The organism is Niallia sp. FSL W8-1348 (genome assembly GCF_038006745.1).
Lineage (GTDB): Bacteria > Bacillota > Bacilli > Bacillales > Cytobacillaceae > Niallia > Niallia alba.
Window position 1 is genome coordinate 1275604 of the sequence record NZ_JBBOVV010000001.1, and the last position, 16376, is coordinate 1291979.

Below are 16376 nucleotides of genomic sequence, written 5' to 3' on the forward strand. Positions count from 1 at the left end.
CCAATTACGCTCTTCTTTTTTTAAATTAGTCATTTGGTCATTCCATTTACTGAAGAAGAAATTGACGTGGCTGGGACATAAGTATTCCAGCCAAGGATAATTCCGAACAATTATACGAAGATGCTAATGAAAGTTCCGTATAATTGTTTGGTCTTTTATTTGTTTTAAAAGGATGTTTTCATGAAGTTTAGTGCGATTTCCCGCAGCCGGAATACACTTCGCTTTCCGTGGGGCTCGCGCTGAGCCGCTTCGTCGCTACGCTCCTGCTTTCTTCTCAGACTGTCTCGCTAATCCCCGTGGCGTCTTCGTGTATTCCGGCTGCTCTATTTTCCCAACTAATTATATTTCTTCTTGTAAAAAGTATGCGAAAGTAGCCGTTATTCTTTACAGAGTATCTATTTTGATATGTCCCAACCTCAATCTACCATTTATATCTAAAACTTTATTTTCATACAGCCACACAGACTGTTTTTTATTTTCTCTATTATTTTGCTATTAAATGGGGGTTATTTTTACTTAAAATCGATAACCATTTCATTTGTCTTTTCCATTCTTCTTGCGCTTGCTCGATAGAAACAGGTTGGAACTTTATAAAATCGCCAGGTTTCTTCTGTGCTACTAAAGGAATATCCACGCCAATGACCATGCCGATTTTTGTATAGCCTCCGAACATTTGGCAATCTGCCATTAATAAGATTGGCTTGCCGTTTGCCGGGACTTGGATCGTTCCTGGTGCGACAAATTCACTAAGTATATCAGCAGATTTTTTATGTAATAACGCTTCTCCTTCAAGACGATACCCCATTCGATCAGATTGATTAGTAATCTGATAGACACTTTCTATAAATAGTTCCTTTGCTTCTTCTTTAAACGCCCTATCATGTGGACCCCATACAAATCGAACAGCATCCTTATGAAAGATATTCCGAATAACCGAATCAGATATTCCCCTATTTTCCACCTTTTTTATCCAACTATGATGGATCGGTCCTACTGGAATGCGATCATTTTTTTTGAGTGCTCTTCCTTCTATTCCTCCATAATTTCCGCGAAGAAAAGTTGATTTACTTCCCATTACTTCTGGAACAAGCATTCCACCAAGGATAGCAAGATAACTGCGACATCCAGTTCTTACTTTTGCAAATTTCAAAATATCCCCTTCATGTACGTGAATAGCTCTCCACATAGGCAGCTCTTTTTCATTTAATGTTGGTGATAAGTCAGCCCCCGTAATTGCAATGACTCCTTCTCCCTTGAAGAGTATTTCTGGTCCTAGTAATGTTATTTCTAGAACAGCATAATCTTGTGGGTTGCCGACAATAATATTAGCCAGTTTTAAGGATAGTGGATCCATTGCTCCACAAGCTGAAACACCAAATGATTGATAGGAATGCCTCCCCAAATCTTGAATGGTTGTTAATAAACCTGGCTTTAAACATTTTATATATTCCATAATTGATTCCGCTCTTTACGTACTTGTTTGCTCCATTTATAAGCATCTTCTGATGAAATCGGCTCATATTTAACATAATCCCCTGCTCCGATAAAGTTAGGAGGATTCTGTGTTACATCAAAGATATTCATTGGTGTCCATCCTACTAGGTGCCACCCTCCTGGAGATTCAACTGTATAAATAGATGTCATCCGGTTCGCAATAGCAACAGTCCCTTTAGGAACTTTTCCTGTTGGATTAGACTTTCTAGGAACAATAATTCGTTCGTCTATATCTCCCATATACGGCAGGCCAGCAATAAATCCAAGCATATAAACATAATAGGTCTTTGAAGTAATCATTTTTATAATTTCTTGGACACTATAACCAGTGATCTTTGCTAATTCAGCTAAATCTGGACCATGCTGTTCATCGAAAACAACTGGGATATGGACAACTCGAGACTTTTTCTTCGTTCCATGTATTTCTGTTAATTCAATTTGGGCTAGCTTCTCTTTTAATTGCTCAAAACTTATCAATAGTGGATCATACATTATGGAGAAATTACTCATCGCTGTGACAATATCTTTTACCCCTTCTATTTTTAAAGTCCTTGTTAATTGGGCAAAATGTTGAACCATTTGGTTGTTTTCGATGGATAAAACATCTTCAAACTGGACGATTAAAATCTGTTCTCCCATTGGCAAATAATCAATCTTCCTTGTTCGTTTTACCTCCAAAGCTACTCACCTCTTGAAATTAACCTTTTACTTGTATCATTCTCTAATCGACTTTTATTTTACGAACTATCCATTTATGAAAATATCTGTTTGTATTAAAGTGGAAAATTTTATGTTCGTCTAGAGAGGTTAAAAAATCGCATGGTTGTACTTTGATGTAATTTATTATTCTACCATTCACTTTATACCGGTTATCATAAACCTCTGGTTATTGTTTGTAAATAGTGTTTTTATTAATTTTTTAAAAATTACGACTTATTATCCAATAACAGATTGTTAATTTAGATTCTTCTTTCCGGTTGCTCGGAAACGTAAACTGTGGTTGTAAATCCACCTTCTTTTCCTTGCGATATTCGCTCTTTTACTTGTGACTTTCCCCCTTTTACTTGCGACTTTCCCCCTTTTACTTGCGACTTTCCCCCTCTTACTTGCGACTCTCCCCCTCTTACTTGCGACTTTCCCCCTTTTACTTGCGACTCTCCCCTTTTACTTGCGACTTTCCCCCTTTTACTTGCGACTCTCCCCCTCTTACTTGCGACTTTCCCTCTTTTACTTGCGACTTCCCCCTCTTACTTGCGACTTTCCCCCTTTTACTTGCGACTCTCCCCCTTTTACTTGCGACTCTCCCTTATAAGACTCAAATAATGCGTACAAGAAACTCTTGTACGCATTACTAACTATCCTATATTACAATTGGTTGGATAAATCCTCTCCATTAGAAGCAATTACTTTCTTATACCAATGAAATGACTTCTTTTTCGATCTTTGCAATGTGCCGTTTCCTTCATTATCACGGTCTACATAGATAAAACCATAGCGTTTTTTCATTTCACCAGTTCCTGCCGATACTAGATCAATACAGCCCCAGCTCGTATAGCCAAGCAAATCGACACCGTCTTCATCGACTGCATCCTTCATTGCTTGAAGATGTGCAGCTAGATACTCAATGCGATAATCATCTTCTACATACCCTGCTTCATCTGGTGCATCGATTGCACCAAGCCCATTTTCAACGATGAATAAAGGCTTCTGATAACGATCATATAAATCATTCATTGTAATACGTAAACCTAATGGATCAATCTGCCATCCCCATTGACTTGATTGAAGATATGGGTTCTTTACCGTTGGGAATAAATTACCGGCTGTCTTTTCCACATCGGAATCTTCAGCTGCTGCAACCCTAGAAGCATAATAAGAGAACGATATGAAATCAACCGTATTTTCTTTTAAAACTTCTACATCATTTGCAGTCATTTCAACTTCAATGCCTTTTCTCTCTAATTCTTTTACTGCATAGGCAGGATAAGCTCCTTTAGATTGAACATCTATGAAAAAGTAATTTCCTCGGTCCTTTTTCTTCGCTTCCCAGACATCTTCTGGTCGACAACTATAAGGATAGTAACTCGCAGCTGCCAGCATACATCCTACCTTATTCTCTGGATCGATTTCATGAGCGATTTTTGTTGCTTCAGCACTTGCTACTAGTTCATGGTGTGCCGCTTGATATTTTACTTGTTCTTCATTTTCGCCTTCTTCAAAGCAGAGTCCTGCTCCAAGAAATGGTGCATGAAGAATCATATTGATTTCATTGAAAGTCAGCCAGTATTTAACAAGCCCCTTATAGCGAGTAAACAATACAGTGCATAAACGTTTATAAAAATCAATCAGTTCTCGGTTTCTCCAGCCGCCATACTGCTCGATTAAATGCATTGGACAATCAAAGTGAGTAATAGTCACTAACGGTTCGATTCCATATTTATGACATTCTTTAAATAGATCCTCGTAAAACTTTAGTCCCTCTTCATTAGGTTTCATTTCATCCCCTTTTGGAAAAATACGGCTCCAGGCAATGGATAATCGATATGTTTTAAACCCCATTTCCCCGAATAGAGCAATATCTTCTTTGTAATGATGATACATATCAATGGCTTCTTTCGCAGGATAAAAATAGCCTTCCTCAAAATCAAACATTTTCTTTTTACCAGTAATAATGCTTCTGCGATCTGGACCAGTTGGAATCACATCAACATTCGCTAAGCCTCTGCCACCTTCGTTAAATCCACCTTCACATTGATTCGCAGCGGTTGCACCGCCCCATAAAAAATCTTTTCCAAATCCCATTTTTGTTCCTCCTATTTCATGACTTTGATGATTTCCTCGCCAAATTTAATTGGGCCTTCATTTGCAATAAGAATATCTCCTACTTCTGCTGAGTTTGTAATGACAACAGGCGTAATCGTTTTATATCCTTTTGCTTTAATTCCTTCCAAATCAAATTGAATTAATTTGTCACCTATTTTGATTTCTTGATCTTTTTCCACGGAATACTCGTATCCTGCACCATTCAGTTGAACCGTATCGATACCAACATGAATCAACAACTCTACTCCGTCTTCACTTGTAATCCCAATAGCATGCTTGGAATCAAATATTGCACTAACGGTACCATTCACTGGTGATAGGACGGTGCCTTCCGTTGGTTCAATTGCTACACCTTGTCCTAAAATTTCTTCAGAAAACATGCCATCATCTACTTGTTTTAAACGGTGTAATTTTCCTTGCAGTGGGGAAACAATCGTTGCTCCACTGATATTCAATTTCGGCGTTGCATTTGTCGGCGCTTCGTTTGATTCTGCTGTCTCTTCAGCAGCTTGATCTTTATATAGAATTAATGTGGCGATGAATGTTACAACAATACTAATAACTGCACCAATACATGCATAATAGAAGAAAGTTAACGTGTTATCCCCAATATAACTCGGTAAAGTTAGGAGACCTGGTGAACCACCAGAGAAGTTTCGCACTCTGAAAATCCCCATAAATAGTCCACCGGCTGCTCCACCAATCATTGCAGCATATAGTGGTGTCTTAAAGCGTAAGTTAACCCCGTATAGAGCCGGTTCTGTAATACCAAACAGCCCAGTCAAACCTGCAGAATAAGCTAATTGCTTAATCGTACTATCTTTTGATTTAATACCAACACCAATTGCAGCAGCACCTTGACTCACATTGGAAGCAAGCATTCCTGGATAAATCACTGTATCAAAACCAGTTGTCATACGATTGTTAATACCAATTGGAACTAGACCATAGTGGGTACCTGTTGCAACAAGCAATGGAGTAAATGTTCCAACCAATAATGGCACAATCCACGGACTAACCGATTCTAAAGCTGTTATCCCGTTTGATATAGCATCACTAATTAAATATCCTATTGGTCCTAATACTACTAAACTAACTGTTCCTACTATAAAAATGGTAATCAATGGTTTACTAAAGAACTTAATAGCCTTAGGTGAAACTTTGTCTGCAATTGGTTCAATATAGGACATAAACCATACAGATAGAATAATCGGAATAACAGAAGAGGAATAGGATACTGCCGAAATAGGAAGCCCCATCAACTTTATCGCTTCTCCACTCTCTTTCGCAGCCGTAACCATTGCAACGAAATTTGGATGCAGTAGGATTCCTCCAACCATCATAGCTAAAAACATATTTGCTTTAAACTTTTGTGCAGAAGAAGCCGCTAGCAAGATAGGTAAAAAATAGAATGCAGCATCTGCCATGAAATTAATAATCTGATAAGTTTGACTTTCTGTTGTCAGCACCTTAGACACTACTAATATAGATAAAACTGCTTTTAACATCCCCGCTGCCGTAATAGCTGGAAGAATTGGGGTAAAGATTCCCGTAATGGTATCAATTACTTTGGCAAAGGCAGATCGCTTATCTTCTACTTTCTCTTCTCCCCCATCATTAGAAATATTAGTTTGGTTAATGATCTCTTTATAAACATTACCTACATCACTTCCAATGATAACTTGGTATTGTCCTCCTTTATTTACTACCCCCATTATTCCTGGAGTATTTTTTAACGTTTTTTCCTCTGCTTTTTGATCGTCCTTTAAATTAAAACGTAATCGTGTTGCACAGTGAGTCAAACTTTTCACATTTCCCTCACCACCAACCTTATCGATAATTAATTTCGCTAACTCTTGATAATTCATCCGGTTTGTCCTCCATTCTTGTAAAACCTAAAAATGTTTGTTGTAGTAGAAAAGGAATAAAAAAAATACCTAAATGAAACCCGACAACAGTTAGCGGTGTTTCATTTAGGTATAGCCTGCATTATCAGTAACAATCCTAATCACTGGTTATTCTTTTTATATGAATCGTCAGATAGATTAACTCATCTTCTTCTAGTTCTCTTCCAAATTCTTTCTTAATATACTCTCTAATTTTCAATGCACAAGCATACTCATTAGTATACTTTTCCTTCAGCATGAAAATGAAACTGGACGTTCCTGCATCATCCAATTTAACACCACTGAACATTCGTTGAAAGAAAAATTTCAAGTGCGTGATAAATCGTTCATAATTAAGCGAATACTCGTCCAAATCAATTTTAAAATGATATTTTACAATATTAAGGATATTTTGGATAACCTTTGCCATTTCTGATACTCGACTAACTTGGCCCATATCAAGCTCCGCATTGACAATATGCAAGGCGATAAATCCAGCTTCATCTTCTGGTAAATCAACACTGAGTCGGTTTTTTACAATCGATAACGCTTCTTTTCCAATCAAGAATTCATGATTATAAAATCGTTTAATCTCCCAAAGAAGAGCATTCTTGATTTCCATTCCATTCTCATAGCGCTCAATTGCATAACTGATATGATCGGTTAATGTTAAGAAGATATTTTCACTTAGTTTTTTCCCAAGCGAAACTTTTGCAAAGCTGATGATTTCATTTGCTACCTGAATATGTTCCATCGGAATCGAAGATAACATCTGGGTTAATTTATTGACACTCCACTCTTTTGAACTGAGATACATATTCTCAATCTTCGTTTCATCAATAGTGTCGCCGACCTTTTTCTTAAAGCCTAGCCCTTTCCCCATCACGACAAGTTCTTGATTATCATCATTCCTAGACAATACGATATTATTATTAATCACTTTCAATACATTCATAAGATAGTCCCTATTCTTTTATTTTCTTCATCTACAACAAAAAATAGGTATAGCCCACAATAAAGCGGTAACAATCCTTTAAAGTCAGTCTAGCATAGGTAATTTCTACTGTCAATTTGATATTTCCTGAAAATCTCGAAAACTACTATCCCTCGTTAAGTCCGATCAAGAACGGGGAAGACTGATCGAAAACTCGCTTTGCGGTTAACAAATAAGGCGTATAAATTAGTTTTTCCCAACCAATTTATACGCCTTATTCTTTTCCACATATTATGACTTAAAGGATGATTCTTTTCACCTGTTTAACGTAGAAGTAGCGAACAATCAAGAAATAAAGAAGCTGAATAAAAGCAAAGCTTCCTAATACTAACGAGGCCTCTACTGTGATATTAAAGTCAAAGAAATGAGATAAGGCAGTTAGTGCAACGGAACCGTGAATTAATGCTACTATAATCGGTGAGAAAAATAACAGGGCTATTTGTCTATTCACGACTCTTTTTAACTCACTCTCCGTTAATCCAATTTTCGCAATCGATTGGAATTTGCGCTTTTCTTCTTCTAAATCGGTGAATAAGCGGAAGTAGAGAAAGCTTCCTGCAGAAACGAAGAATACAATTCCAATAAACAAGCCGATAAAGAGAATCGGTCCATATGCTTTATTGATTTGATAAATTGTATAGTCAACAGAAAAAGCTTTAAACGGTAATTCTTTATCTAATTGTTTCCCTACTTCAACTACTTTATCTGTTTGTCCTTCTTTCACTTGCCATACGACACTGTGATTACTTTCTATTGGTTCATTAAGCTGGTCATAAATCTTATCATTCACTACATAATAAGCCTTTATTTCTGTTAAAACAGACGCTTCGATTACTCGAGTCGGAGATATTTCTTGACCGCTTTTTAAAGGAATAGCTGTTTCCATTAACTCTTTACTGGCTTTCGATTTCCCATTCATTAAGACTGCATCACTTTGTTCCACGACAATCGCTTCGTTTTCCTTAGGATGAAGTTCTGTCTCTCCAATTAGCCCAGCAAAGCTATTATAATCAGATGCTCTCGCAATTAAGACGCTCTCCTTTTTTCCAGTTACTTGATAATAGTTCAGCTGAACCTGTTCTATCATCGCATCCAATTTTTCATCTTTAAGAATAGCATTCACTTGGCTAATATCTTTTTCGATTACCTCTTTGCTATCATCTCCTAATGGAGAATAAGTGAAAGTGTATCGATTTATATCTTTTATCCCTTTTGTTAAGTACGCTTGGAAACCGTATAGGGTCCCAATTGCACTAAAAGCAACTGTGGAGATAATTGCCACCAAGAAAAAGGTTCTTGCATTATCCTTCATCCGAAAGGATAAATCGGAGAACAGTAGCATATTTGTTTTTTTCCAAAAGATAGACTTATTGCCTTTTAGCTTTCGGATGACATACACGCTCAATTGAGTAAATAAAAGATAAGTCCCTAGTGTCACTACGACAATAACTGGTATCATTGCGTAAATCACAAATAACCCCTTCACATAAACCACAGTACCATAACCTACAAGCAGAAGCAACGCTGCTAGAATGGATAGAAGTAAAGAAGCTTTCGGCTCTCCTTTTGACTTTTTGTCTCCCTTTATTAAATCAATCAATTTATTGGTACGAAGAATAAACGAAACAAAGACCGAAATAAGGAAAAAGAGAATAAGAAAACTAATAAATGTCACGATAATTGCCCATGTAGGGAAATAAAAATCCAATGATTCGCTAATAATTAAAACATTCTCAGCAATCAAAAGAATGACTTTTGCAAATACTAATCCTGTTAAAATACCACTTACTGTCGCAAAAAATCCAATTAATATATTTTCTAAGAAAACTAAGAGGCGAATCTGCCGATTGGATGCTCCAAACATCATTAATAAGCCAAATTCTTTCTTTCGTGACTGTAAGAAAGAACTCATCGAATATAAAACAAAAAAGAAAGAAAACACATAAATAATTCCGCCAGCAACCCCCATTCCAAATACAGCCGTTTCATTAACGCTGGCATCTGAAAAGGCCGGATGGAAAGCAAAGATAGCAAAAGTGAAGAAAACCATTACCGTAAACATGCTGCTTAGGAAGTACGCAATATACAGCCGTTTATTGCGTAGGACGTTATTAAACGCGAACTGACGAAAAGTCATTTCCGTCGCCTCCCATCAACGAAAGCATATCGATTATTTTTTGGAAAAATGCTTGCCTACTATCCCCTCTATGAATTTCCGAATGCAGCTTTCCATCACGAATAAAGATTACTCTATCTGAATAACTAGCTGCTTGTGGATCATGTGTTACCATTAACAAGCTCGTTTGCTTCTTCTCATTAATGGAAACAAGCATATTCATCACATCTTTTGCTGCTTTCGAATCTAGGTTTCCTGTTGGCTCATCTGCCAATAATAGCTTAGGTTCATGAATCATCGCTCTTGCAATAGCGACCCGCTGTGCCTGACCACCTGAAATTTCGTAAGTGCGTTTATTTAGAATGGCTGAGATACCCAAATCTTTGGCAATCTCTTCTGCCTTCCTCTTCATTTCTTTGACAGGAGAACCATCTAAAGTTAATGGCAAGACAATATTTTCTTCCACCGTTAATGTATGCAATAGATTAAAATCCTGAAAGATAAATCCTAATTCATTTCTTCGGAACTTAGCCAGTGCATTTTTTTTGAGCGTATGTGGCATTTTCCCTTCCATCTCAACAGAGCCTGCCGTAGGGGCGTCATTCGTAGAAATAATATTTAATAAAGTTGTCTTCCCACTTCCAGAAGGACCCATGATCACAACAAATTCGCCTTTTTCTATTTCAAAATTAATATCAGTAAGGGCACGGTAAGCTACTTTTCCTTCGTAAACCTTACTTACGTTTTTAAGTTTAAGCATAATCTTTCTCCTCTCCAACAATTCTAGTAAAAGTATAGCCTGAATGAGATATGCCATACTATCGATTATGCTTTCATTAACCTTACATGGATGTAAGGTTTTGCGTGTTGGAAAAAATAATCCTTACCGTTGTGCCTACTCCGACCTTTGATTCCAATTCAACACGATGTTCTAATCTTTCCGCTACTTCTTTAACTAAATAAAGCCCCATACCGGTAGATTCTCGATATTTGCGCCCATTTTCTCCTGTATAAAATTTATTAAAAATACGTTTCACATCTACAACTGGTATCCCCACCCCAAAATCTTGCACTTCAAGAATGGCTTCCCCTGACTTTTCATAAAGGGAAAGAATAAGATGCTTTGCTTTTCCTGTCGAATATTTAACGGCATTATGTACAAGCTGTGTTAAGAGAAAAAAGAGCCACTTTTCATCTGTCTCTACTGTTATTCCTGGCTTTTCTTCTTTAAATTGAGGATACACTTCATTGCGAATGTAAAAGCGCTTGTTTTCCTGATTCACTTCGTGTATTAGCTTGGAAAGAATAACAGGCTTAATCTGAAAATCCTCTGTAATGGTACGAAGTCTTGCCATATAAAGAACGGTATTCAACCCGTTTCGCATTCGGTCCGTCTCTTCCCGGATACTTGATGATTCTGGCTCATCAAGCGTTTGTGCTGTTAGCTCAATAACAGAAAGTGGTGTTTTCATTTGATGAACCCAACGATCCATAAATAGTAAATGCTCATCCTGTCGTTCCTCTGCTTTTTGGATTTCTTCTTGGAATAAACGATATTGTGCGATTAATAATTGATCAAGAGCTTCTGCAATGGGTTTTGCTTCGGCAGTCTCAAGCGATCCATCCAATGTTTCCATTGGACTCTCCAACCTTTGATAGAATTTTCTTCTACTTATATATTGATATAGCAGGAATGCTGTTATAAATACGATTGATAGAAAAATAGCATATAGACTTACTCCTATCCCCCGGTAACCATCCAACCAAAATAGAAAAGGAATCAAAACACATTGGAACAGTTGTACCATTATCAATAAAATATGCTCGCGAAGGAATAGCTTCATGCATGTCCCTCTTTCCAAGTCGGACGCAAACGATACCCCGCCCCTCTTACCGTTTCCACAGCCTCTTCAATCCCTAGCTCTTGGAACTTTTTCCGGACACGAGCAATATTTACATTCAATGTATTCTCATCAACATATGCTTCGTCATCCCAAAGCTTTGCTAATAAATCCTGCCGTCCAGCAACACGAGGATATCGATCAAGTAAGCTTTCGATAATGTCTGTTTCCTTTTTAGTCAATTGGGTCACTTTGTCTTTAAATCGTAATTCAAAACGTTCCGGATATAAGCTCAAACCCTCTTGATGAAGCACTCTTTCCTCATGCTTAGTCGCATATTCGCCGTATGCACGGCGTAATTGACTTCTAATTTTCGCCATAACAATATCGGGATGAAAGGGTTTTGTAATGAAATCATCCCCACCATTTTCAATCGCCATTACTTGGTCCATCTCACCTGTTCTCGCTGAAATAAAAATTACTGGGCAAATGGATTCTTTACGAATTTGCCGACACCAATAGTAGCCGTCATAACTAGGAAGATTAATATCCAGTAGTAGAATGTCCGGCTGCACTTCTCTAAATGTATCTATTATGTTTTCAAAATCGATCGTTATGATCGCCTCATATCCATATTTTTTTATGTAGGTGCTGAGATATTCTGCGATTTTCGCATCGTCTTCAATAATCATGATTTTCTGCATTTTTTACTCCTATTGATTCAAGTCTATTACATTAAATGTAACATAGGTAATTCTTTTAAAACTATTGTTATCATTTATTTTGTCCATATCTTAACATATTGTACAAAAAGATATCTCCCACATAATGATATTCACAACGTTGATGTCATCCTCATTTGCTTGGATGTCACAGAATAACATATTATCCTTTGTCACTGGATTAGAAGGCTGCATATATAATTCTATTTCATGCGCTCCTGCTTCTGATACAACAAAATGATACTCCAGATAAGGTACATCTTCTCCTGCAGTAATATATTCAGTTGTTGGAAAAGCCTTCATAGCAGATAAAGTCTTGCCATAGCCCTAAAGCACATCAAATCGATAAATATCTCCTTGCTTATTCGTAGCATCCTTATTCAAGAAATAATGTTCTGCTTCGATAGAAATATAGCCAGTTGTTTCAATATATATAAACGCAGTAAGAAATCCTACTGCTCAGCCATATTTGAAATTTCACCTTATCTCCCTCTATTTCTTTCAAAAAAAGCATTAACCCGCTTCCCTATAGCATCCTCCGAAACCGTCAAGAGCTTCCCATCTCCTACAATCTGTTTTCCTTCTACAAAAACATCTTTAATAGCATTGGGCTGCATTGAATAGACAATATTTGCGATTAAATTTGTCTTTGGCAGCAACGATAGATCATTCGTATCAATCGCTACAAAATCTGCTTGCATCCCCTGTTCTAATTTTCCGATTGGCAAATGCAATATTTCTCCGGCATTTTTCGTTCCCATCTCAAATACTTGCTGGGCATTCACACATGTTCCATCAAGTCTATCTACTTTTTGTAAAATCGAACACATTCTCATTTCTTCAAAAACAGATATTCGATTATTGCTACATGCACCGTCTGATCCTAAGGTGATGTTCACTCCTGCTTTGGCTAAGTCGGGAATTTTCGTAATTCCATCAGCGAGAAACATATTGCTGGAAGGGCAATATACAAGGGATGTGTTTCGTGAACCTAACAGCTCTATTTCCGTTTGCTCTAGCCAAACTAAATGAATCGCAATCATGCGCTCATCTACTACTCCTAATGAATCCAAATAATGAACTGGTCGAAGTCGATATTTTTCTAACGTCTCTTCGACCTCAAACGGTTCCTCTGCTACATGAATATGGAAGGGGGTATCTATTTCACATGCGAGACGATGCCCAGCTTTAATCATTTCTGGAGATGCGGCATGAGGGCTGTGTGGCGCAGGCTGTATATGTACCATTGAACTGCCTTGATATTTTTTTGCTAACTGATACGTCCTTGAAACAGCTTGATTTATTGTCTCCATATAAGCTTTCGGAGCCCCATCCCAATCATACATCGTTCGTGCTAAAACGAGTCTAATTCCAACATCCTTTGCTGCTTGAATCACGGCTTCATCATACGCTACCCCATTGTTATGGACATAGAAAAAATCGCTGACAGTCGTCGCTCCATAGCGTAGCATCTCCCCAAACGCAAATAATGCACCAGTGTAAATCGCCTCTTCATCTAAGTAAGGTGTATATTTATATAATGCTTCATCCCGCCATTCTAAAAAAGGTCGATCTACAGCAATCCCTCTCAGTAAACTTTGAAAGGAATGATTATGTGAATTTACGGTGCCTGGAATAACCGTCTTTCCTTCTAATGAATGGATACTTGCCCCTTTATATTTTTCTTTTAACTGTCCAGTCGGACCAATCTCTTTTATCACACCATTTTCCACAAAGAAGCTATATTGGTCATGAAACTTTGCATTTGTATAAACACTATCCGCTATAAATAAATGCCCCATGCTTTTGCCTCCTTATAGGCTGTTATCCAATGCCAAAATAGAATGCAATAATACGTTTCCAGCTTTTTCAATGTCTACAATCCGACTTGCCTCTTCTGGACAATGACTTTTCCCTGCTAAACTAGGAACAAATAACATACCAGATGCTGTAATAGATGCCATATGTGCTGCATCATGGCCCGCCATGCTTCCTAATCGATAAGTAGGATAGCCCAGTTTATTCGCCTGCTCCTCACAACATGCTATTATCTTTTCACTCATCGCTACTGGTGCTTGATTGAGCTTAACTGTTCGTATGACCTTGATTTTTCTATGTCGATGAATGATTTGTACTTTATCTTCCCATTGTGATAACACATCCTGGATTTTCTCCTTTGATTGCCCTCTAATTTCTAAAGAAAATGTAACTTCACCTGGCACAATATTCGTTGCATTCGGCTTTACAATAACCTGACCAATCGTACCAACGACTTCCTCATCGGGATCATGTAGTAAGACCTCTTCTAACGCAAGTGCCATGCTAGCAGTTGCCAGGAATGCATCCACTCTATCCTTCATTAATGTCGTCCCTGCATGACTCGCTTCCCCAATAACCGTCACTTCCTCACGATAAATCCCCGTAATCCCAGTTACAAGTCCAATAGGGATCTCACGTTGTAGTAACCTTTTACCTTGTTCAATATGGACTTCCAAATAGGCAGCAAATTCATGAGGGCTTCTTACAGCTCTTGCAAAATTATCGGGATCACCGCCAGCTTCCCGTAAAGCTTCTGTTAACAGGCAGCCATCCGAATTGGTGACACCAGTGATAGATTCAACAGTTAATTTTCCCGTCATCGCTCTGCTGCCAAATGTCGATAGACCAAATGGGTTTGGTTCCTCTGCACTAAAAGAAACAAGCTCTAATGGATGTTTTGTCTTTACTCCATATTCCTCCAACACATGCATTACTTCCAGCGCAAGGATCACACCAAGCGCTCCATCATACATGCCTCCATTTGGCACAGAATCGATATGGGAACCAAAAGCAAGGACTGGCAATTCGGGATTAGTCCCTTCTCTCCTCGCCCATATGTTTGCCGCTTGATCAACATGGACAGTTAAACATAGTCGATTAAGCTCCTTTTTCAACCAGTTCCTCGCTTCGATTTCAGCTGGAGTAAATGTTGTCCGGTCCAACCCTCCATTTTCATTACGGCCAATTTTGCCTAATGCAAAAAGTTTCGCTTCGATTCGTTGTTTATTTACACTAAGCTTCTTCATCAATCCTCCCCCTCTCTCATTCATCCAATGCCCTCAATCATCCTTGATTAAGAAAGAACTCCCATCAGTTCGGTCTTACTCCCCGTTAAAAGTCGGATAAAAGTCATCATACTTTCAGTGGAAAAATGATGACTATCTCCACCACTCATTCCTTCCTTTTATTGAAACTGTTTTCCTACGACAACTGGAACGCCTTTTTTTATGACTGTATCAACGTGATTCATACCATATTGATACGATAAAGTTAGATAATTAGGTACGTCAAAAATCGTTATATCTGCTTGTTTGCCTTTTTCTAAACTGCCTATCGTATCTGCACGGCCAATGGCATGTGCTGCATTTATGGTTGTTGCGGTGAGAACCTCTTCTGGTGTCATCCCCATCTTCAAGCAGCCAAGATTCATAATGAATGGAAGTGATAGTGTCGGAGAGGAGCCTGGATTGGCATCTGTCGATAAAGCAACGGCAACGCCACGGTCGATCATTTTTCTTGCTTCCGCAAATTCTGCCATCAGGAAAAAAGCAGTGCCTGGTAATAAAACACCTATAACATCACGCTCTGCCATCTGTTCAATCCCTTGATTTGAAGCCCTTAATAAATGATCTGCAGATATCGCGCCCACTTCTGCTGCTAGCTCTGCCCCAGCGTATGGTTCAATTTCATCGGCATGGATTTTCGGAATTAATCCATGTTCTTTTCCAGCTTCTAATATGCGCCGAGATTGTTTTGGCGTAAATACGCCGCGTTCACAAAAGACGTCATTGAAAGTAGCTAATCCTCTGCGTGCGACTTCTGGAATCATCTCATTTACTACTTCCTCGACAAAGCGTTCTGGATTATTTTGATCAGCAAGAGGGATGGCATGTGCCCCCATAAAAGTAGAAACGATATCCATCTGGTGATCTTGCTGGAGTTTTTTTGCTACCTCAAGCTGTTTTATTTCATGTTCCAGCGATAAACCGTAGCCACTTTTTGCTTCTACTGTCGTCACTCCATGGAGTAAGAATTTATCTAATCTTGCTTTCGACTCTGCGTATAACTGCTCGAATGTTGCTTCTTGCGTCGCGCGAGTAGTAGCATGAATTCCTCCACCCGCGTTCATAATATCCATATAGGTTTTGCCTTGAAGACGCATTGCATATTCATTTTCTCTTGTTCCAGCATGAACGAGATGGGTATGTGGATCGATTAAACCTGGTGTTACTGTTTTATTCGTCGCATTTATTTGTTTAGCATGAGCAATCCATTCCGGATATTTTGCTTCGATTGCACTTGTTTCTCCAACATCAACAATCCTGCCATCCTTAACAAGTACAGCACCATTTTCAATTACAGTAATTTTGTTCATCGCTTGTTTTTTAGCTGGTGTTGCCGTATGCCCTTCTACTGTAATCAATTGTGCAGCATGTTTTATAAATAAAATCTCTGCCAAGC

The 16376-nt window shown here is 38.2% G+C and carries 12 protein-coding genes and 1 pseudogene; all 13 read right to left on the reverse strand.

What is annotated here, in order from left to right:
- Positions 1-484: 484 nt before the first annotated feature.
- Entirely contained in the window at positions 485-1453 is a 969-nt protein-coding gene (locus NST60_RS06030) for a 5-oxoprolinase subunit C family protein (protein WP_341098380.1), read from the reverse strand.
- Positions 1441-2172 (reverse strand): 5-oxoprolinase subunit PxpB, encoded by a 732-nt coding sequence (pxpB, locus tag NST60_RS06035; RefSeq protein ID WP_224427480.1) that lies wholly within the window; start codon positions 2170-2172, stop codon positions 1441-1443. The genes NST60_RS06030 and pxpB overlap by 13 nt, the downstream gene beginning before the upstream one ends.
- 687 nt (positions 2173-2859) lie before the next feature.
- Positions 2860-4296 (reverse strand): 6-phospho-beta-glucosidase, encoded by a 1437-nt coding sequence (locus NST60_RS06040; protein ID WP_169188009.1) that lies wholly within the window; start codon positions 4294-4296, stop codon positions 2860-2862.
- 11 nt (positions 4297-4307) lie between these two features.
- Positions 4308-6185 carry a beta-glucoside-specific PTS transporter subunit IIABC gene (locus tag NST60_RS06045; protein ID WP_016204160.1) on the reverse strand — a complete coding sequence of 626 codons (1878 nt, stop codon included), beginning with the start codon at positions 6183-6185 and terminating at the stop codon, positions 4308-4310.
- 136 nt (positions 6186-6321) lie between these two features.
- The gene (gene licT, locus NST60_RS06050; protein ID WP_016204159.1) at positions 6322-7158 is read right to left on the reverse strand and encodes a BglG family transcription antiterminator LicT; all 837 of its coding nucleotides are present in this window, start codon (positions 7156-7158) and stop codon (positions 6322-6324) included.
- Between the two features lie 277 nt (positions 7159-7435).
- Positions 7436-9334 carry an ABC transporter permease gene (locus tag NST60_RS06055; protein WP_341098382.1) on the reverse strand — a complete coding sequence of 633 codons (1899 nt, stop codon included), beginning with the start codon at positions 9332-9334 and terminating at the stop codon, positions 7436-7438.
- The gene (locus tag NST60_RS06060; RefSeq protein WP_016204158.1) at positions 9309-10073 is read right to left on the reverse strand and encodes an ABC transporter ATP-binding protein; all 765 of its coding nucleotides are present in this window, start codon (positions 10071-10073) and stop codon (positions 9309-9311) included. Before NST60_RS06060 ends, NST60_RS06055 begins: the two co-directional genes overlap by 26 nt.
- A gap of 82 nt (positions 10074-10155) precedes the next feature.
- Entirely contained in the window at positions 10156-11157 is a 1002-nt protein-coding gene (locus NST60_RS06065) for a sensor histidine kinase (RefSeq protein WP_169188006.1), read from the reverse strand.
- A complete protein-coding gene (locus NST60_RS06070; RefSeq protein ID WP_016204156.1) occupies positions 11154-11858 on the reverse strand; it encodes a response regulator transcription factor in 705 nt (234 codons plus the stop codon). Before NST60_RS06070 ends, NST60_RS06065 begins: the two co-directional genes overlap by 4 nt.
- A 90-nt stretch (positions 11859-11948) precedes the next feature.
- A pseudogene (locus NST60_RS06075) lies at positions 11949-12191 on the reverse strand (hypothetical protein); the annotation flags it as partial.
- Between the two features lie 167 nt (positions 12192-12358).
- On the reverse strand, positions 12359-13678 hold the full coding sequence (locus NST60_RS06080) for an amidohydrolase family protein (protein ID WP_016204154.1): 1320 nt from the start codon (positions 13676-13678) through the stop codon (positions 12359-12361).
- Between the two features lie 12 nt (positions 13679-13690).
- Positions 13691-14941 (reverse strand): Zn-dependent hydrolase, encoded by a 1251-nt coding sequence (locus NST60_RS06085; protein WP_016204153.1) that lies wholly within the window; start codon positions 14939-14941, stop codon positions 13691-13693.
- Positions 14942-15099: 158 nt separating this feature from the next.
- The gene (gene hutI, locus NST60_RS06090) at positions 15100-16374 is read right to left on the reverse strand and encodes an imidazolonepropionase (RefSeq protein ID WP_341098386.1); all 1275 of its coding nucleotides are present in this window, start codon (positions 16372-16374) and stop codon (positions 15100-15102) included.
- Between the last annotated feature and the right edge of the window lie 2 nt (positions 16375-16376).